This is a genomic window from Serratia sp. ASV30 (genome assembly GCF_016428815.1).
In the GTDB taxonomy this organism is placed as follows: domain Bacteria; phylum Pseudomonadota; class Gammaproteobacteria; order Enterobacterales; family Enterobacteriaceae; genus Chania; species Chania fonticola_C.
In genome coordinates, this window is record NZ_JAELTL010000004.1 from 1 (window position 1) to 17,698 (window position 17,698).

General features: G+C 55.7%; 16 protein-coding genes and 1 pseudogene. 7 read left to right on the forward strand and 10 right to left on the reverse strand.

All coding sequences use genetic code 11. The features are described from left to right. Together JHD74_RS02260 and glpA are read right to left on the reverse strand one after the other, a co-directional pair. Positions 1–199 (reverse strand): FAD-dependent oxidoreductase (locus tag JHD74_RS02260; protein WP_199061514.1); only part of this gene is annotated, 199 nt, incomplete at its 3' end. After that, a complete protein-coding gene (gene glpA / locus JHD74_RS02265; RefSeq protein ID WP_199061515.1) occupies positions 189–1,838 on the reverse strand; it encodes an anaerobic glycerol-3-phosphate dehydrogenase subunit A in 1,650 nt (549 codons plus the stop codon). The genes glpA and JHD74_RS02260, both read right to left, overlap by 11 nt. Positions 1,839–2,199: 361 nt before the next feature. Here glpA and glpT point away from each other — a divergent pair, with 361 nt between their 5' ends. After that, positions 2,200–3,552, forward strand: a complete 1,353-nt coding sequence (gene glpT, locus JHD74_RS02270; protein WP_024484654.1) for a glycerol-3-phosphate transporter — start codon at positions 2,200–2,202, stop codon at positions 3,550–3,552. Positions 3,553–3,656: 104 nt separating this feature from the next. After that, the gene (glpQ, locus tag JHD74_RS02275; protein ID WP_024529558.1) at positions 3,657–4,736 is read left to right on the forward strand and encodes a glycerophosphodiester phosphodiesterase; all 1,080 of its coding nucleotides are present in this window, start codon (positions 3,657–3,659) and stop codon (positions 4,734–4,736) included. A 123-nt stretch (positions 4,737–4,859) separates the two neighbouring features. On the opposite strand, the gene JHD74_RS02280 is transcribed toward glpQ, so the two are convergent. Continuing rightward, the gene (locus tag JHD74_RS02280) at positions 4,860–5,762 is read right to left on the reverse strand and encodes a LysR family transcriptional regulator (protein ID WP_199061516.1); all 903 of its coding nucleotides are present in this window, start codon (positions 5,760–5,762) and stop codon (positions 4,860–4,862) included. A 430-nt stretch (positions 5,763–6,192) separates the two neighbouring features. Here JHD74_RS02280 and budA point away from each other — a divergent pair, with 430 nt between their 5' ends. Further along, positions 6,193–6,972 carry an acetolactate decarboxylase gene (budA, locus tag JHD74_RS02285; RefSeq protein WP_199061517.1) on the forward strand — a complete coding sequence of 260 codons (780 nt, stop codon included), beginning with the start codon at positions 6,193–6,195 and terminating at the stop codon, positions 6,970–6,972. 28 nt (positions 6,973–7,000) lie between these two features. Next, positions 7,001–8,680, forward strand: coding sequence for an acetolactate synthase AlsS (gene alsS / locus JHD74_RS02290; protein WP_199061518.1), 1,680 nt, complete (start codon positions 7,001–7,003; stop codon positions 8,678–8,680). A 37-nt stretch (positions 8,681–8,717) separates the two neighbouring features. Here the strand turns inward: alsS and JHD74_RS02295 are convergent. The 3 genes and pseudogenes from JHD74_RS02295 to pldB form a co-directional block, all read right to left on the reverse strand. Next, positions 8,718–8,890 (reverse strand): annotated as a pseudogene (locus JHD74_RS02295) (IS6 family transposase); the annotation flags it as partial. A gap of 63 nt (positions 8,891–8,953) precedes the next feature. Continuing rightward, on the reverse strand, positions 8,954–9,754 hold the full coding sequence (gene yigL / locus JHD74_RS02300) for a sugar/pyridoxal phosphate phosphatase YigL (RefSeq protein WP_024529546.1): 801 nt from the start codon (positions 9,752–9,754) through the stop codon (positions 8,954–8,956). 11 nt (positions 9,755–9,765) lie between these two features. Then, positions 9,766–10,803: a lysophospholipase L2 gene (gene pldB / locus JHD74_RS02305; protein ID WP_024529545.1), complete on the reverse strand. Its 1,038-nt coding sequence runs from the start codon at positions 10,801–10,803 to the stop codon at positions 9,766–9,768. A gap of 105 nt (positions 10,804–10,908) precedes the next feature. Here pldB and rhtB point away from each other — a divergent pair, with 105 nt between their 5' ends. Further along, positions 10,909–11,529 carry a homoserine/homoserine lactone efflux protein gene (rhtB, locus tag JHD74_RS02310; protein WP_021181524.1) on the forward strand — a complete coding sequence of 207 codons (621 nt, stop codon included), beginning with the start codon at positions 10,909–10,911 and terminating at the stop codon, positions 11,527–11,529. A 33-nt stretch (positions 11,530–11,562) separates the two neighbouring features. On the opposite strand, the gene rhtC is transcribed toward rhtB, so the two are convergent. The 3 genes from rhtC to pldA are packed head-to-tail and all read right to left on the reverse strand — an operon-like array spanning position 11,563 to position 14,973. Further along, the gene (rhtC, locus tag JHD74_RS02315) at positions 11,563–12,189 is read right to left on the reverse strand and encodes a threonine export protein RhtC (protein ID WP_024529543.1); all 627 of its coding nucleotides are present in this window, start codon (positions 12,187–12,189) and stop codon (positions 11,563–11,565) included. Between the two features lie 12 nt (positions 12,190–12,201). Then, the gene (recQ, locus tag JHD74_RS02320) at positions 12,202–14,034 is read right to left on the reverse strand and encodes an ATP-dependent DNA helicase RecQ (protein WP_024529542.1); all 1,833 of its coding nucleotides are present in this window, start codon (positions 14,032–14,034) and stop codon (positions 12,202–12,204) included. A gap of 60 nt (positions 14,035–14,094) precedes the next feature. Further along, on the reverse strand, positions 14,095–14,973 hold the full coding sequence (gene pldA / locus JHD74_RS02325; protein WP_024529541.1) for a phospholipase A: 879 nt from the start codon (positions 14,971–14,973) through the stop codon (positions 14,095–14,097). Between the two features lie 202 nt (positions 14,974–15,175). On the opposite strand from pldA, the gene JHD74_RS02330 reads away from it, so the two are divergent. After that, positions 15,176–15,646, forward strand: a complete 471-nt coding sequence (locus tag JHD74_RS02330; RefSeq protein WP_074030108.1) for a thioesterase family protein — start codon at positions 15,176–15,178, stop codon at positions 15,644–15,646. Positions 15,647–15,738: 92 nt separating this feature from the next. Then, a complete protein-coding gene (rarD, locus tag JHD74_RS02335; RefSeq protein ID WP_021807769.1) occupies positions 15,739–16,626 on the forward strand; it encodes an EamA family transporter RarD in 888 nt (295 codons plus the stop codon). Here rarD and JHD74_RS02340 read toward each other — a convergent pair. Beyond that, a complete protein-coding gene (locus JHD74_RS02340) occupies positions 16,618–17,679 on the reverse strand; it encodes an AbrB family transcriptional regulator (protein ID WP_199061520.1) in 1,062 nt (353 codons plus the stop codon). The genes rarD and JHD74_RS02340 overlap by 9 nt on opposite strands. Between the last annotated feature and the right edge of the window lie 19 nt (positions 17,680–17,698).

Here is a 17,698-nt window from a genome sequence, read left to right on the forward strand (position 1 = left end):
GTTCGTGCAAGGCAGACAGAGGCGACGCCACCGGCGTCCCATCGGGCAGATGGGCCAGCAGATCGAGCGAGCCGGAAGAAAAATAGAGCGCGCTTTGGCCGGAACTGACTATTGCGCAGCGTTTGCCATGCTCAGCCAAACGGATAGCACAGCTCAACCCGGCCAAACCACCACCAATCACCACCGCATCAAATTGCATCATCCGCCTCCTGCTTAGCGTCACCCTGCGCATCTAACCCGCATAACCCTTGATATACCCAACTGGTGAATTCGCTCTCCCGCAGGGCATCGCCCCAGGCGATAGGCCGCACGCCTTTCCAGCGTTCATTGAGGAAATGGGACAGTTGGGTGATGGATTGCTGCGGCGTCACCACGTTAAACCGCGTCAACAAACCTGCGGCACGGCAGGCACACAGCTCACCTTGGCAGGTCCCCATCCCAACGCGGGTGCGGCGGCGCAGATCGACCAGATTGTTGACGGTCAGAGAATCCACCGCATAACGCACCTCACCGGCAGTCACCGCTTCACACTCACACACCAGGCTGTTGTCCAGCCGGTTGCCAGAAGGGACCAGGCTGGCACGATCGCCATGACGGTACACCGCCGAGCCCCGGATGCTGGCAGGCAGTGAAACCACGCTGCGCACCGTCTCTTCGGCGCTCTGGCGGGAGCCGGGCAACGCCACTTCCGCCGTGGTGCAAGGGCTGTCGATGCCCAGCTTGGTGCAGACCAAATCGGTGGCCCATTCGGCCATCAGCCGGTAAGTCATCAGCTTGCCGCCGGTAATGGTGATAAAACCCTCCAACCCATCGCGCGCCGCATGGTCGAGCAGCACGATGCCGCGGCTGACGTTGCGCCCAGAAGGGTCGTCGTCGCTGGCGACCAGTGGCCGCACGCCCGCATAGGCACGCAGAATGCGCGTTTGCGCCAGTTTCGGGGCCAGCAGCGTGCCTTCGCGGATTAATATATCCACTTCCTGTGGCGTCACCACCATGTTGTCAATCTGGTCGTACTCGATATGAGTGGAGGTGGTACCAATCAGCGAGATGGTATCGCCAGGTACCAGAATGTCGGCATCCGCCGGTTTACGGCAGCGGTTAATCACCATGTTATTGATGCGATGGCCCAGGATCAGCAACGCCCCTTTGGCAGGGAACATGCGGATGCGCAGATCGGCATACTCGGCAATTTGCTGGCCCCAGATCCCGGCGGCATTGACCACCACCTGAGCATGAATATCGTACTGCTGTGCAGCCTGATGATCGAAAACGCGCACGCCCGTCACGCGATCGCCAGTACGCAACAAACCGGTAACCTGATGATAGGTGAGGATTTTTGCGCCATGTTCACGCGCATCAAGCATGTTGGCCGCCGTTAAGCGGAAAGGATCGACGGTGCCATCCGGCACTCGTACCGCGCCGATCAGCGCCGGGTTAGCCGCAGGCTCCAGGCGTAATGCCAGCGCAGGGTCAATGGCTTCGGCCTCAATGCCAGCGCTGCGACAGGCGGTAATAAACTGCTGCTGAAAGGCCAATGAGTCCTGCGGCAAGGTAATGAACAGGCCGTCGGTACGTTCGATGCAGTGGTGTGCAATGCGCTTGAGGATGCGGTTTTCTTCAATACACTCGCGTGCCGATTCGCCGTCGGTGACCGAATAGCGCGCCCCGCTGTGCAACAACCCGTGGTTGCGGCCAGTCGCGCCAGTGGCGATGTCATGCCTTTCCAGTAAAACGCAACGCAGACCGCGCCGCGCGCAGTCACGGGCAATCCCCGCGCCGGTAGCGCCGCCGCCAATGATGATCACGTCCGTTTCGGTGATTGGTGAGTTGTTGCTCATCACGCCCCCTGAGCCTGTAGTTATGCGTTTATTTAGCCACAGTCAGTAGGGTTTTTGTTTGATAAGGAACAATAACGAACAGAAAACGAAAATAATATGGCCATAAAAAGCCATGAATGTGACAAACATCACGTATTTGTGCTATTTAGCCATTCCAAAATGTTAACCGATCACTCAAAATTCGCCACAGTTTCATAAAAGTGTAACAAATGAGCCATCCATCACGGTGTGACCGGGGGGTTTTCTCTAGCATTGCGCTCGTTATGGAACATTTAACAACACTTCAGGTATCCGCAAGCTCATCTTCAGGACAGCCGTTTCCTGTTGAGGCAATAAACAGATAAAGCCATCGGAGGCGCTCATGTTGAGTATTTTTAAGCCAGCTGCACACATTTCTCGTGTGCCAGTCGACAAGGTAGACCCGCTCTACCGTAAGCTGCGCTGGCAGATTTTTATGGGGATCTTTTTCGGTTACGCCGCCTACTATCTGGTGCGTAAAAACTTCACCCTGGCGATGCCGTATCTGATCGATCAGGGCTTCAGCCGTGGTGACCTGGGCTTTGCGCTGTCAGGGATTTCCATCGCCTACGGTTTCTCCAAGTTCATCATGGGGTCGGTTTCTGACCGTTCCAACCCGCGTGTATTCCTACCCGCCGGCCTGATCCTGGCTGCTGCCGTCATGCTGTTTATGGGCTTTGTGCCTTGGGCTACCTCCAGCATTGCCGTGATGTTCGTGCTGCTGTTCCTGTGTGGTTGGTTCCAGGGTATGGGTTGGCCGCCTTGTGGCCGTACCATGGTGCACTGGTGGTCACAGAAAGAGCGTGGCGGTATTGTTTCGGTATGGAACTGTGCGCACAACGTCGGTGGTGGCCTGCCCCCACTGCTGTTCCTGCTGGGTATGGCCTGGTTTAACGACTGGCATGCGGCGCTGTATATGCCTGCCTTCGGTGCGATCCTGGTGGCCCTGATCGCTTTCGCCTTGATGCGTGACACCCCGCAATCTGTTGGTTTGCCACCGATTGAAGAATACAAAAACGACTATCCGGATGATTACAGCGAAGAAGCAGAAGAAGAGCTGACTGCCAAGCAGATCTTCATGCAGTACGTGCTGCCAAACAAACTGCTGTGGTACATCGCGATCGCCAACGTGTTCGTGTATCTGCTGCGCTACGGCATCCTGGACTGGTCACCTACCTACCTGAAAGAAGTGAAACACTTCGCGCTGGATAAGTCCTCCTGGGCCTACTTCCTGTACGAATACGCCGGTATCCCAGGCACCCTGCTGTGCGGCTGGATGTCGGACAAGGTGTTTAAAGGCAACCGTGGCGCCACCGGGGTGTTCTTCATGGTTCTGGTGACCATCGCCACCATCGTTTACTGGTTGAACCCGGTGGGTAACCCAGGCATCGATATGGCCTGTATGATCACCATCGGCTTCCTGATCTATGGCCCAGTCATGCTGATCGGCCTGCACGCGCTGGAACTGGCACCGAAGAAAGCGGCAGGTACCGCCGCAGGCTTTACCGGCCTGTTCGGTTACCTGGGCGGTTCGGTCGCAGCCAGCGCCATCGTCGGCTATACCGTTGACTACTTCGGTTGGGACGGCGGCTTTATGGTGATGATCGGCGGCAGCATCGGTGCGGTGATCCTGCTGGTGCTGACCATGATCAGCGAGAAGAAACACCACGCAGAAATCGCGGCCAAACGCGGTTAAAAGCCAAGCGGGCGCAGCATGCAGCGCCCCTACCTACCCTTTATCGTCAATCTAAGGCCGCGCTGCGGCCTTTTTCTTACCTCTACAACATGGAGCAACACAGAATGCGGACTCAAACCAAAGCCCTGCTGACAGGGATCATTCTTGCCACTTCAATGCTCAGTGCCGCCCAGGCTGCAGATAAAGTGGTTATCGCTCACCGCGGTGCCAGTGGCTATCTGCCGGAGCATACGTTACCGGCCAAGGCGATGGCCTACGCGCAGGGTGCCGACTTCCTTGAGCAAGATCTGGTGATGACCAAAGACAACGAGCTGGTGGTGTTGCACGACCACTATCTGGATCGCGTCACCGACGTTGCCGAGCGCTTCCCGGACAGGGCGCGTAAAGATGGCCGCTACTACGCCATCGACTTTACGCTGCCTGAGATCAAATCGCTGAAGTTCACCGAAGGCTTTGATATCAAAGACGGTAAGCAGGTGCAAAGCTACCCTGGCCGCTTCCCGATGGGCAAATCCGACTTCCGCGTCCACACCTTCCAGGAAGAGATCGAGTTCGTACAGGGTCTCAACCATTCAACCGGCAAGAACATCGGCCTTTACCCGGAAATCAAGGCCCCTTGGTTCCATCAGCAGGAAGGAAAAGACATCTCCACCAGGGTGCTGGAAGTCCTTAAGCAATACGGCTACACCAGCAAGAGCGACAACGTCTATCTGCAGTGTTTTGATGCCAACGAGCTGAAACGCATCAAGGATCAGCTGGAACCCAAGATGGGGATGGATCTGAAGCTGGTGCAGCTGATTGCCTACACCGACTGGAACGAAACCTACGAGCAGAAGGCCGACGGCAAGTGGGTCAACTATGACTACGACTGGATGTTCAAACCGGGCGCGATGAAAAAGATCGCCCAGTATGCCGACGGCATCGGGCCTGACTATCATATGCTGATCGTCGAAGAAAAATCCAAACCGAACCAGATTGTGTTGACCGATATGGTCAAGGACGCTCATGCCAGCAATATGGCGGTGCACCCTTACACCATTCGTGCCGATAAGCTGCCGAAATACGTCACCGACGTGAACCAACTGTTCGACGCGATTTACAATCAGGCGGGCGTTGACGGCGTGTTTACCGACTTCCCGGACAAGGGCGTACAGTTCCTGCAAAAGCAGGGGCAACATAAGTAACGACGACTCCCCACCGGGTTACCCCGGTGGGGATCAGAACCAAGCCTGCCGTAACAGCAAAGCAACCACATAAATGCCGATACCAGAGGCTGAACCGGGATTGAAAAGCTCGATTGAGCCACGTCATTGCCAGCTTGGAGGTTGACCAATACGCTCAGTGAGCAAACTTATAAAAGCGCTCAATTTGGCAGAGATTCTGGCTACTGGGCGCAACAGATAGATCCCTTGTGCCTCGCCGCGTGGATCTGCCAGCAGAGGCAACAAACTTCCTGCCTGAATATCCGGTCCTACCACCCAGTTAGGCAAGAAAGCGATGCCTAATCCGAGTAATGCCGCTTGCCACTGTGCCGAAAAATCATCACAGCGCAGCACCATCTTGCACTGATTCATCAGTGGTTCACTGAGGATTTGCGCCCAGCAAGCGGGTTGCTGTTTGTGATAGCGAGCGATCAACTGATGATCACGTAACTCCTGTAGGTTGGCCGGTATCCCATTGTGAACGATATAGTCCGGGCTGGCACACATGAACCAGCGCTGGGTGGCGATGCGGGTTGCGTACAGTGAACTGTCTTTCTGCTCGCCGATACGGATGGCGGCGTCCAGCAATTCTTGTTTCGGATCGGTCTGGCGCTCGGTGAGATCCAACTCAACTGCCAGCCTTGGATAACGCTGGATTAGCACCGGCAACAGCGGCAACAGATAGGTTTTACCGAAGGTGGGCAAGCAACTGATACGCAGCACGCCTTGCGGAGTCTCGTTTTGTGCTGCCAGTTCAGCGCGGATGTCGATGATTTGCGTCAGCAACAGTGTGGCGCGCTTTTTCAGCATTTCACCAGCATCGGTCAGCACCAGGCCGCGAGTTGAGCGCACAAACAGCATGACCCCAAGCTCACCTTCCAGCGTATCGATATGCCGCACCAATGAAGAAGGCACCATACCCAGTTTGCGTGCGGCGGCAGAGAAACTACCCAATTGGGCAACATCGAGAAAGATCGGCAAATGTTCGGCATAGCGTGCGTCATTCATCTTTGCATTATATGCAAAAGCATTACTTATGAATACTCGGTTCTCTACCGGTTGAGTTAGCGCTACTCTACTTCCAGAGTGAGTCAGCGATATCGTGCTAATAATATTCAATCATCAATATAAAAAACCTTAATTTATCTTTATAAAACTTAAAGTTTGAAATTATATAGTTAATTCATCTGATTCATGCATTTTAAAATCAATACCACATTAATCGTAAACGTGGTGTGGCGCGGTTAAAATCATTAGCAGGTCTTTGTTTTACCTAGACTCTGGTTGAGTCCGGCGCGTTGCCTGTTTGTATCACTGTTTTTTGCCGTTGCCAGCTGAAGGGGTCTCAGTGAGCACTTTAGCAGCGGCAGGTTTGCCCATGTTCTTGAGCATTTAAACGCATCGCACCTTAGGTGCCGTGCGGGTGGAGGAGGTGGTAATGAATGAAAATCATGGCTGTTCATGTGCGCAGCAGCTGGCGCAAGGTTTTGCCAGGCAAGCGCTGGATTGTGGTCAGGGGGAAATTTATCAGACCTCATTGATGAGCGCCTTGCTTGATGGTGTTTACGAAGGGGATGTCACTATCGCCGAGTTGCTCAAGCACGGTAACTTCGGCTTGGGGACCTTCAACCATCTTGATGGAGAACTGATCGCTTTTGATCGGGAAGTTCATCAGTTGCGTGCAGATGGCAGCGCCCGTGCGGCCAGTCTGCAGCAAAGAACGCCATTCGCGGTGGTCACTTTTTTTCAGCCGAGTGTGACGCTAAAGATTGAAAAACCGATCTGCAAAGCCGACCTGCACCGGTGCATCGACCAGCAGGTAGCTTCACCTAATCTGTTCTGTGCGTTACGGGTTGATGGTCTGTTCAGCCATGTGGAAACCCGGACCGTACCGCGGCAAGAGCGGCCCTACAAACCGATGCTGGAAGCGATCGAATCGCAGCCGACCTTTGCATTTCAGCAACGCAGCGGCACATTGGTGGGATTCCGCTCACCTGATTATATGCAGGGCATCAGTGTTGCGGGTTACCACGAACACTTTATCACTGACGATCGTATCGGTGGGGGTCATGTCCTGGATTATCAGCTCGATCATGGCCGTCTGCAGTTTGGCGTGATCGCTCGTCTCAATCTTCAATTGCCGCACGATGCGGATTTCCTGTGCGCCGACCTCTGTCCAGAGGATTTGGATTGCGCCATTCGTTCTGCCGAGGGTTAATCGGCGTCGTTTTTTCAGGAGGTGGATTATGGTTGGTTCAGACAATCACTGGCGGTGTGGTGCAGATTTGGTGGTTAAAAATCTGCACGCGCAGGGCGTGAAACAAGTATTTGGTATTCCCGGGGCGAAAATAGATCGCGTGTTCGATGCGTTGGAAGATGAACCTGAGATAAAAACCGTGGTGGTACGTCACGAAGCCAACGCGGCATTTATGGCGGCAGCAGTTGGCCGCTTGACCGGCAAGGCAGGAGTCGCACTGGTGACCTCCGGGCCTGGCAGCTCTAACCTGATCACCGGGCTGGCCACCGCGACCTCCGAAGGGGATGCGGTGGTGGCCTTGGGCGGGGCGGTGAAACGTGCTGACAACCTTAAGCAAACACACCAGAGCATGGATACCGTCAGCATGTTCCGGCCAGTAACCAAATATTGTGCCGAGGTACATACCGGTTCCGCCATTTCAGAAGTGATGGCCAATGCGTTCCGCAGTGCTGAATTTGGCCGTCCTGGGGCTGCGTTTATCAGCTTGCCGATGGATATCATCAATGAACCGGTTACGGCACCGGTGCTGACCGGAGGCCGCTCACCCCGTCTGGGGGCCGCTTCAACTGAGGACATTCACGAAGCGCTTAAACTGATCCAGCAGGCGAAATGTCCGGTACTGTTGCTGGGGCTGCAAGCCAGCCGCCCGGAAAATAGTGCCGCAATACGCCATTTGTTACAGCGTACGCATATGCCGGTGGTAGGAACCTATCAGGCCGCCGGAGTGATTGATGCAAATGATTTTTCCCGCTTTGCTGGCCGCGTCGGGTTATTTAACAATCAGCCTGCCGACCAACTGTTGCAAAAAGCCGATCTGGTGGTCAGTGTGGGCTATAGCCCGATCGAATACGATCCCTGCATGTGGAACAGCCAAAGGCGGTTGATGCTGGTACATATCGATGTACAACCGGCCGAAATTGATACCTGTTACCGCCCAGATGTGGAGCTGGTCGGTAATATCAACGCCACTATCAATTTGCTGACCGAAGGTTTCAGCAATGTGATCGGTATGCCTGCCGAGGTGGAACTGATCTTATCCGATCTCGGCCTGCAGCGCGCGGAGCTGGCAGAGCGTGCTGCACGCCGTGGCGGTATGCCGATTCATCCGTTGCGCATCGTCAAGGAACTGCAGGATATCGTCAGCGATGACGTGACGCTATGTGTGGATATGGGGAGCTTCCATATCTGGATCGCTCGCTATTTGTATAGCTTCCGCGCCCGCCAACTCCTGATCTCCAATGGCCAGCAGACCATGGGGGTTGCCCTACCGTGGGCCATTGGTGCGGCGCTGGTCCGGCCGGGAGACAAAGTGTTATCCATCTCCGGCGATGGAGGATTTATGCAGTCGAGCATGGAGTTGGAAACCGCGGTGCGGCTGAAAGCCAATATTGTGCATGTGATTTGGGTAGATAATGCCTACAACATGGTGGAAATGCAGGAGGTGAGTAAATATCAACGCAAGTCTGGTGTAGAGTTTGGCCCGATTGATTTCAAAGCCTATGCAGAGGCATGCGGTGCAGTCGGGTTTGCGGTGCAATCAGTGGAGGAGTTGCGGCCTATGTTGCGTAAGGCTATGGAAATTCAGGGGCCGGTGGTGGTGGCAATCCCGGTAGATTATGCTGACAATTACAAACTGATGGCTCAAATGAACTTCAGCCAGATGATTTGATTCGGGCTAGGGAAAACGTTCCCTTCAGCTACTCCCCTTAGAGACTGAAAACGTCGTTCACCAGACGCACTTTCCCTTGGGGACCAAGGTTCAGCCTGGCCTTTACGTAACACACGCATGACCGCTATAAGCCGTCTTCATGGACTTGAAGCCTAACATCGGGTTGATTATCCGTTTCAGCTTACCGTGGTCACATTCAATCATGTTATTGTTGATGGAATGTGAGCCAGGTCGCTCGGCGGGCGCAGCCGGTAAAGACTGCGCCCCAATCAGTTAAATCGAGTACATTTTACGCAGGTAATGAGGCACGGCGTCGTCAACGTTGGAGCCAATCACTTCCAGCTCCGGCAACTTGTCTTTCAGACGTTGCTGGGCATCCTGCATGATGCAGCCTTTCCCCGCCATCGACAGCATTTCCAAATCGTTCATGCCATCGCCAAAGGCGATGCACTCTTTGAGCGAATAGCCGATGATCTTGGCGACTTCTTCCAACGCATGGCCTTTCGAGACGCCACCGGCCATCACCTCCAGGCAGGTTGGGAACGAGAAGCTGACGTTGACGCGATCGCCCCAGCGCGCGTTGATGGCATCTTCCAACGGCAGCAGTTTTTCATGATCGTCGCAGGTGAAATACACTTTGCACACGCCATCGGTTTCCAGCAAGCCCGGCTCAAACAGCTCATATTTAAAGATCGATTCCTGGAAAAATTCTTCCTGCTCCGGGCTTTCACGGTTCATGAACCAGTCGTCGTTGCGGTAGACGTTGGTCAGGATATCCTGGTTGTCGTGCATCATGTTGTACAGATCGCGGGCGATATCCTGATCCAGGTTGTGGCTGAAGATCAGCTCACCGGCGGTGTTATGTACCCGCGCACCGTTGGAGGTGATCATAAAAGCACTGATGCCGAGATTATCGCGGATCTGGGAAACGTCGATATGGTGGCGGCCGGTAGCGAAAACAAAGTGCACGCCCTGCTGCGTCAGCAGCTGCAGCGTTTCTTTGGCGTACGGTGTCAGGGTGTGCTCAGGGGACAGCAGAGTGCCATCTAAATCGGAAGCAACGACGTGATACATAGCGATATGTTCTAACCTCTAGTGGAATTTTCGGCGGCAGCAGTACCGCCTAAGTGCTGAGCAAAGAATCGCAGGATTGCGTTCAGTGCCTCGGCGCGCATCGCGTCCCGTTCGAACAGGATCTCATGGCGAGCGCCTTTGATAACCCACGGTTTTCCCCCTTCACAAGGGTGCCCCGCGTCTGACAGTGCCTGACAAAAAGCGCGCTGGGAACGGTTGTCGACCACCCGATCCTCACCGGCCTGCAATAATAAAATCGGCGTTGTGATGTTAGCAGCCTGGGCAATGATCTGCTGCCCGGCCTGAATACTTTCCTTGACCCAATGATAGGTTGGCCCACCTACCCGCAGTTCGGGATGATCGGCGTAATAACGCAGGTTGCGGCGATAACGCTCGCGGCTGTGGGTCAGCGTATTGACCACATAGGGCAATGGCCGCCACTGCCCGGTCCCAACCGCATAATAGTCACGCAACCCTGGGCGCTTTTCCGTCCAGTTCAAAATACCGTTGGCCATCCAGCCCGGCATTGGCAGATAAATGCCCAACATTGGCGCGCAGAGTGCGGCGGCGGCAAACGCCTGTGGCTCACGCGCCAGGAACTGCGCCAGTATCGCCCCTCCCATCGAGTGTGCCAGCGCGACATGCTGCCGGTAACCCAAGGGTTTGACCTGCTGATGGTAAAACTGGGCAAAATCGTCCACGTAGTCGGCAAAGTTTACCACATGCCCCCGGTGCGTATCTGCCAGCATACGCCCGGACAACCCTTGACCACGATGATCGATGATCATCACGTCATAGCCGCTGTGAAACAGATCGTACGCCACTTCCGGGTACTTGATATAGCTTTCGATGCGCCCCGGACTGATCACCACTACCCGCTGGTGCAGCGGGGAAGCAAAACGCACAAAGCGGATCGGTACGCCCCCGACGCCGGTGAATTCCCCTTCCTCACGTCGCCGCCAAAAATCCAGCAGTGGCCCGGTCGCGAAGGCAGAGAACTGCTTTTCACGGTTTAACCATTGCGCGGGATCAAGGGTGAATGACGACATGGCCTACCTTTTAACGGGATGTTCAGAGAGGTAAATGTGATCTCTGGCACGGGAAATCATACTAGCGTATTGTGGCACAAATTGGTGTATTCAGGGAGCATTGCGATGACCTTAGACTGGTGGTTAACCTATCTGCTGACAACCCTTATCCTCAGTCTTTCCCCCGGTTCCGGTGCCATCAACACCATGAGTACCGGCATCAGCCACGGCTATCGCGGAGCGGCAGCGTCGATTGCGGGTCTGCAGGTAGGCCTGAGTATCCATATTGTGCTGGTGGGGATTGGCCTCGGCGCGGTGGTCTCCCAATCGCTGCTGGCCTTTGAACTACTGAAATGGTTTGGTGCGGCCTATCTGGTATGGCTGGGTATCCAGCAGTGGCGCGCCGCAGGCGCGTTGGATCTGCACACTCTGGCAGGCACCATGCCACGGCGCCGTCTGTTTCGCCGAGCCGTCCTGGTGAATCTGACCAACCCCAAGAGCATCGTGTTTCTGGCAGCTCTGTTCCCGCAGTTCATCATGCCCAACCAGCCCCAGGCCGAGCAGTATGTCATTCTCGGCGTCACCACGGTGGTGATCGATATCCTAGTGATGATTGGTTACGCCACGCTGGCCACGCGCATTGCCGGTTGGTTAAAGACCCCGCGCCAAATGCAGCTGCTGAACCGGATTTTTGGCTCGCTGTTTATTCTGGTGGCGGGATTACTGGCAACGGCAAGAAAGGCATGATCGATTGGGCCGAAGCGTTCGGCCCGACGATCATTAACGGGTAAAAATCAGATGCAGGCCAAAACCGGTGAACAACACCCCGGCCAAGCCGTCGATCCATTTCGCCATCCGCTGATAACCCCGGCGCATGGCGGGTAACGCGAAGATGATCGCCACCAGGGTGAACCAGATAAAGGTTTCACCGGTGATCAGAGCGAATAATCCCCAACGCGCTCCGGCCCCTACATCCTCACCGACAAACAGCGAGAATACGCTACCAAAGTAAATGACAGCCTTCGGGTTGGAAAGGTTGGTGAGCAAGCCACGGATAAAGCTGCGGCCCGGCTTGGGTAACGCCACCTTCACCTCTTCTGCCGGAGCAGTTTGCGCATTCTGGCTACGGGCGGAACGCAGCAGTTGCCAGCCCATCCAGCACAGATACAGGCCACCGCCCACCATGATGATCTGGTGCAGCCAGGCCATCTTTTGCAGGATCAGGTTCAGCCCCAGCAGCGCCACACCGGCCCAGACCATGACGCCGAGGGAGATCCCCACCACGCCCATCATCGCCTCGCGACGGGAACGACTGGCTGCGGTTTGCGAAACAAAAAAGAAGTCCGGCCCTGGGCTCATCAGTGCAATCAAATGCACCATCGCCACCGTTAAAAACAACATCAGCATGAGTGATTATCCTTATTCGTCGTCACCGTCGAGGTGAGCGCGGATCATCGCCATAAATGGCGCACCAAAACGTTCCAGCTTACGCTGCCCCACGCCGTTGACGCTCAACAGCTCGCTGGCCCTGATCGGCATCTGTTCGGCCATCTCAAGCAGCGTTGCGTCGTTGAACACCACGTACGGGGGGATGTTCTCTTCGTCGGCAATCGATTTACGCAGCTTGCGCAGTTTGGCAAACAGCTTGCGATCGTAATTGCCGCCGTAGGATTTCTGGTTGGCGCTGCTGCGTACCTTGAAGCTTTGAATACGCGGCACCGCCAGTTGTAGCACTACTTCACCACGCAGCACCGGGCGCGCGGCCTCGGTCAGTTGCAGCGCCGAATGCATCGCAATGTTCTGGGTGATAAAGCCCAGATGGATCAGTTGGCGCAGCACGCTGGTCCAGTGTTCGGTGGTCTGATCGCGGCCAATGCCGTACACCGGCAGCTTTTCGTGACCAAACTCCCGGATACGCTGGTTATTGGAGCCGCGTAGCACCTCCACCACATAGCCAATGCCGAAACGTTGCCCAACGCGACCAATCGCCGACAACGCCTTGCGAGCATCCTCCAGGCCGTCATAACGCTTGGGCGGGTCAAGGCAGATATCGCAGTTGCCACAGGCCTGCTGTTTGCCTTCACCGAAGTAGTTCAGCAGCACCAGACGGCGGCAGGTTTGTGCTTCGGCAAATGCCCCCATGGCGTTGAGCTTATGACGTTCGATATCCAACTGCTGCCCCGCCGGTTTTTCTTCCAGGCAACGGCGTAACCAGGCCATATCCGCCGGGTCATACAGCAAGATCGCTTCCGCTGGCAGGCCATCACGCCCTGCACGACCAGTCTCCTGATAATAGGACTCGATGTTGCGCGGAATATCGAAGTGCACCACAAAACGCACGTTGGGTTTGTTGATGCCCATGCCGAAGGCCACGGTGGCGACCACCACCTGCAAGTCATCACGCTGGAAGGCTTCCTGCACTTGGGAGCGGCGTTCGTTGTCCAGCCCGGCGTGATAAGCCCCAACGCTCAACCCACGGCTTTGCAAACGTGCGGTGGTGTCTTCCACCTTCGCGCGGCTGTTGCAGTAAATAATGCCGCTTTTACCGCGCTGGTCCTGCACGAAGCGCCAAAGTTGATCGAGCGGTTTGAACTTCTCCACCAGCGTGTAGCGGATATTTGGGCGATCGAAGCTGCTGATCTGGATCAGCGGATCGTCTAGCGCCAACAGGCGAACGATATCCCCCCGCGTGGCTTCATCAGCGGTGGCCGTCAATGCCACTACCGGCATGGTCGGGAAGCGTTGCTTCAGTTGGCCCAGCGCACGGTATTCCGGGCGGAAGTCATGGCCCCACTGGGAAATACAGTGTGCCTCATCCACCGCCAGCATCACCGGCGGACAGTGATCCAACAGTTCGAGGAAGCTGTCCATCATCAGCCGTTCGGGGGCGATATACAGCATCTTGATCTGGCCGCTGCGACAGCCCGCCATCACCTCCAACTGCTGCTCCCGCGTTTGCGTCGAGTTATAGCAGGCGGCGGAAACACCATAGGCCAAGAGCTGATCGACCTGATCTTTCATCAACGAAATCAGTGGGGATACCACCAGCGTCAGTCCATCCATCACCAGCGCCGGGATTTGATAGCACAGCGATTTACCTCCGCCGGTCGGCATCACCACCAGGCAATCCTGGCCGCCGATAATTGCGTTGATAATCGTTTGTTGGCCCGGACGGAACTGCTGGTAGCCGAAGGTATCGCGTAATACCTGCTCTGCCAGCAACTCTCTGTTTATCACTGCTGCGGTTGACACACACTTCCCCATTTTTCTTTACGGCGGTGCCAATCTGGGCACCGCTATCTGGACGGCAAATTACATAATATCGTTAAGCATGACACCAACACCCAGCCGTGTCTGCTTGAAGTTGTAATCAATCATCGATTCACCGTAGCCGCTGAACACCTGGGTATAAAAACGCACATGGCTGGTAATTGGGTAACTCCAGCCCAACTGCGCGCCGCCATACCCGCTATTCCAGTTGTATTGGCCTTCGGCACTGAACACGCTTTCCCCCAAGGCATAGCCCACCGTCAGGCGGTAATAGCCCATGTACTTGGTGATATCCGGGTTATCGTCGTTGCTATCGCTTTCCGAGAAGCGGAACCAGGGTTTGACCTCGACCTGCCAGTCGCCGTTCTGCGCCATCAGACGCGCATAGCCACGGTTCCAGCTACGCGAGGTAGGATCTTCACGGCCGTTGGATTCATGGTTCAAACCCACTTCGATATCACGCAGCGTCCAGCCGGCAAACTTATACGCCGTGGCCCAGCCGACAAAAATTTGCGGTTCGTAGTTGGTTTCACGGAACGGTGAGGATTCGTCGTGGTTAGAAAACTGCCACCAGGAACGTTGGGTGTAAGATGCCCCCAAAACCGAGTTTTCCCCGGCAATGCCACGCCAGATCGGGAATGCCAGACTAAGCTGGAACTTCACCTCATCTTTGCGCGCGTTCTCCGCCCAGTTGTAGGACTTGATCGCTTCTTTGTTCAGATCGCTGGTATCGGTGTAAAGCAGGTAGTTGGTTTCATACGGATAGAGTGTGAACGGGTTATCGTAGTTTTGCAGCATGTTGCCGATGATGCTGCCACGAACTGCCGGTTTATTCAGATTCTTTTGCTCAGTGGCCTCATTGGCCTGCACCACTACTGGCGTAAACAGCATCGCCATCACAATCCCAGACAGAACGCGCATAATTTAGTTCACTCTCGAAAGATAAGGAAAAACCCAGAAATAAAAGCAGGTCATTTTACACACATTGCAGGATTTACCGCACTAGTGAATACATTTATCTGGTGGCTCTGGAAAGCAACAAAAGATAAGCATAAAATCCACAAGTCATTAACCTGGACTGACCAGTACATCGGCTGGCAAAACTCAAATGAAGAAAGGAACTATGTCACACACAACTTTGACCCTCGAGGCCGCCCGCCAGAAGATAGGCGAAATCTTCGTCTATCACATGCCGTTTAACCGTGAATTGGGACTGGAGCTACGCCGCTTTGAGGACGACTTCGTTGAATTGAGCTTTACCAACCAGCCTAAGCTGGTGGGCAATGCCGCCCAGAAAATCCTGCATGGCGGCGTGATCGCTTCCGTACTGGATGTTGCCGCCGGGCTAGCGTGCGTGGGCAGCGTGCTGATGCGTCAGGATCCACTGATCGAAGAAGAGCTGGCGTCACGTTTATCGCGCATGGGAACAATCGATCTGCGCGTCGACTATCTTCGCCCAGGCCGTGGTGAGCATTTTGTCGCGTCCGCCAGCGTACTGCGCAGTGGCAATAAAGTGGCAGTAGCCCGCGTCGAGCTGCACAACCACGATGGCTTACACATCGCCAGCGCCACCGCCACCTACCTGGTAGGCTAGGGGTACCAACCGGTTGTGCCACACAATTGTAAGACACAGCCGGTTATCTTCAGTAAAATCACCGCATCTCCTTTTCCCACCCGGTAATCGTCATGGACGCTCAACAGACCCGGCAGGGCATTTTCTTTGCTCTGGCCGCCTATTTTATTTGGGGTATCGCCCCCGCCTATTTCAAGCTGATCCAACAAGTCCCTGCCGATGAGATCCTCACCCACCGGGTGATCTGGTCCTTCTTCTTTATGCTGGGGCTGGTGTCATTGGGCCGCAACTGGCCGCAGGTGCGGGCCGCCTGTAAAAACCGCAAGCGGCTACTGCTGTTGGCCGTCACCGCGCTGTTGGTGGGAGGGAACTGGTTGCTGTTTATCTGGGCGGTGAATAACCACCATATGCTGGAGGCCAGTCTGGGCTATTTCATCAATCCGCTGGTGAACGTGCTGCTGGGGATGCTGTTCCTGGGAGAGCGTTTCCGCCGTATGCAGTGGGTGGCCGTAGCCTTGGCCTTTACCGGAGTCTTGGTGCAGCTGTGGCAGTTTGGTTCGCTGCCGATCATCGGGCTTGGCCTGGCCTTCAGCTTTGCCTTCTACGGCCTGCTGCGCAAGAAGATTGCCATTGATGCACAAACCGGCATGCTGATCGAAACCCTGTGGCTGCTACCGGTGGCCGCCATCTACCTATTCCTGATTGCCGATAGCCCAACCAGTCATCTGAGCGCCAACCCCTGGTCGCTGAATTTACTGCTGGTTGCCGCCGGGGTGGTTACCACCGTTCCACTGCTGTTCTTTACCGCAGCGGCCACTCGCCTGCGCCTGTCAACGCTCGGGTTCTTCCAATATCTGGGGCCAACGCTGATGTTCCTGCTGGCGGTCACCTTCTACGGTGAGACCATCGGCCAGGATAAGCTGGTGACCTTTGGCTTCATCTGGGCGGCGTTGGTGTTGTTCCTGTTGGATGCCTTATACCAGCAACGAAAGCTACGTTGATTGCACTGGCTGGGCGTGGTTAGAGATGAATCTGGCCATCGCCGGGCCGGTCAGCAAAATAGTAAACAGCCGCAGCGTCTGCATCGCCATCACAAAGGTCATATCAACCCGGCTGCCTGCGGCGATGATCGCCACGGTGTCCAATCCACCTGGGCTGGTGGCCAGATAGGCCGTCAGCAGATCGACCGGCAGGAACTGGGTCAACATCCACCCCAGCCCACCGCAAAACAGCATCAGCGCGACAATCGATACCACCATCTGCGGCAAGGTGCGCAACGCCAGCAGGAAGATGGCCCGGGTAAAACGCAGCCCGACGCTCCAGCCAATCAACGTGTAGGCCAGCGCCAGCAGCCATTCGGGCACCTGTAACGCCATGGTGCCGGTAGAATGTAATGCTGCCCCCGCGATCATTGGCAACATCAGCGCACCGGAAGGAATGCGCAGGCGCGGTCCTAACCAGGAGCCGATAACCGCTACGGCCAAAGTACCGGCAAAGCGCCAGTCGAGGGCGGGGAACCACTCCAGAGCGGCGCTCCCATGCCCAGCTTCATCTCCCAGGCCGATACGCGCTACGACCGCTGCTGCCGTCGCGACAAACAGCACGCGCAGATACTGCATAAACGCCACCAGCCGCACATCTGCGCCGAAATCTCCCGCCATCGCTACCATCGCCGATGCGCCGCCAGGGGAAGATCCCCAGGCACCGGTAGGGCCGGGCAGGCCACTGAAACGCACCAGGCACCAGCCGGAAACACCGCTCGCCAACAGCGTCGCTATCAGCACCAGCAACACCAGCGGCCAGTCATCCAACAAGGGGGTAAGAATATTGGGCGAAAGGCTTTGGGCAATCATGCAGCCCAAGATCGCTTGTGCCGCAATAAAGAAGGGACTAGGGATGCGCACCGAAGCGCCGAGCAGCCCCATCGCGACGCCGACAATCATCGGCCCCAGCAGCAAGGCAGCAGGAACGTGAAAGGCCTGTAGACCAAACCCCAACACCAGCGAAGCCAGCAGCAGGATCAGCCATTGAATGACGCGCGGGAACTTCTCCATTAAGACGCATGCCTTACGA

Coding starts and splice junctions, on each gene's coding strand:
- glpA (WP_199061515.1), bottom strand. CDS start 1,838: ATGAGCAACAACTCACCAATCACCGAAACGGACGTGATCATCATTGGC.
- glpT (WP_024484654.1), top strand. CDS start 2,200: ATGTTGAGTATTTTTAAGCCAGCTGCACACATTTCTCGTGTGCCAGTC.
- glpQ (WP_024529558.1), top strand. CDS start 3,657: ATGCGGACTCAAACCAAAGCCCTGCTGACAGGGATCATTCTTGCCACT.
- JHD74_RS02280 (WP_199061516.1), bottom strand. CDS start 5,762: ATGAATGACGCACGCTATGCCGAACATTTGCCGATCTTTCTCGATGTT.
- budA (WP_199061517.1), top strand. CDS start 6,193: ATGAATGAAAATCATGGCTGTTCATGTGCGCAGCAGCTGGCGCAAGGT.
- alsS (WP_199061518.1), top strand. CDS start 7,001: ATGGTTGGTTCAGACAATCACTGGCGGTGTGGTGCAGATTTGGTGGTT.
- yigL (WP_024529546.1), bottom strand. CDS start 9,754: ATGTATCACGTCGTTGCTTCCGATTTAGATGGCACTCTGCTGTCCCCT.
- pldB (WP_024529545.1), bottom strand. CDS start 10,803: ATGTCGTCATTCACCCTTGATCCCGCGCAATGGTTAAACCGTGAAAAG.
- rhtB (WP_021181524.1), top strand. CDS start 10,909: ATGACCTTAGACTGGTGGTTAACCTATCTGCTGACAACCCTTATCCTC.
- rhtC (WP_024529543.1), bottom strand. CDS start 12,189: ATGCTGATGTTGTTTTTAACGGTGGCGATGGTGCATTTGATTGCACTG.
- pldA (WP_024529541.1), bottom strand. CDS start 14,973: ATGCGCGTTCTGTCTGGGATTGTGATGGCGATGCTGTTTACGCCAGTA.
- JHD74_RS02330 (WP_074030108.1), top strand. CDS start 15,176: ATGTCACACACAACTTTGACCCTCGAGGCCGCCCGCCAGAAGATAGGC.
- rarD (WP_021807769.1), top strand. CDS start 15,739: ATGGACGCTCAACAGACCCGGCAGGGCATTTTCTTTGCTCTGGCCGCC.
- JHD74_RS02340 (WP_199061520.1), bottom strand. CDS start 17,679: ATGGAGAAGTTCCCGCGCGTCATTCAATGGCTGATCCTGCTGCTGGCT.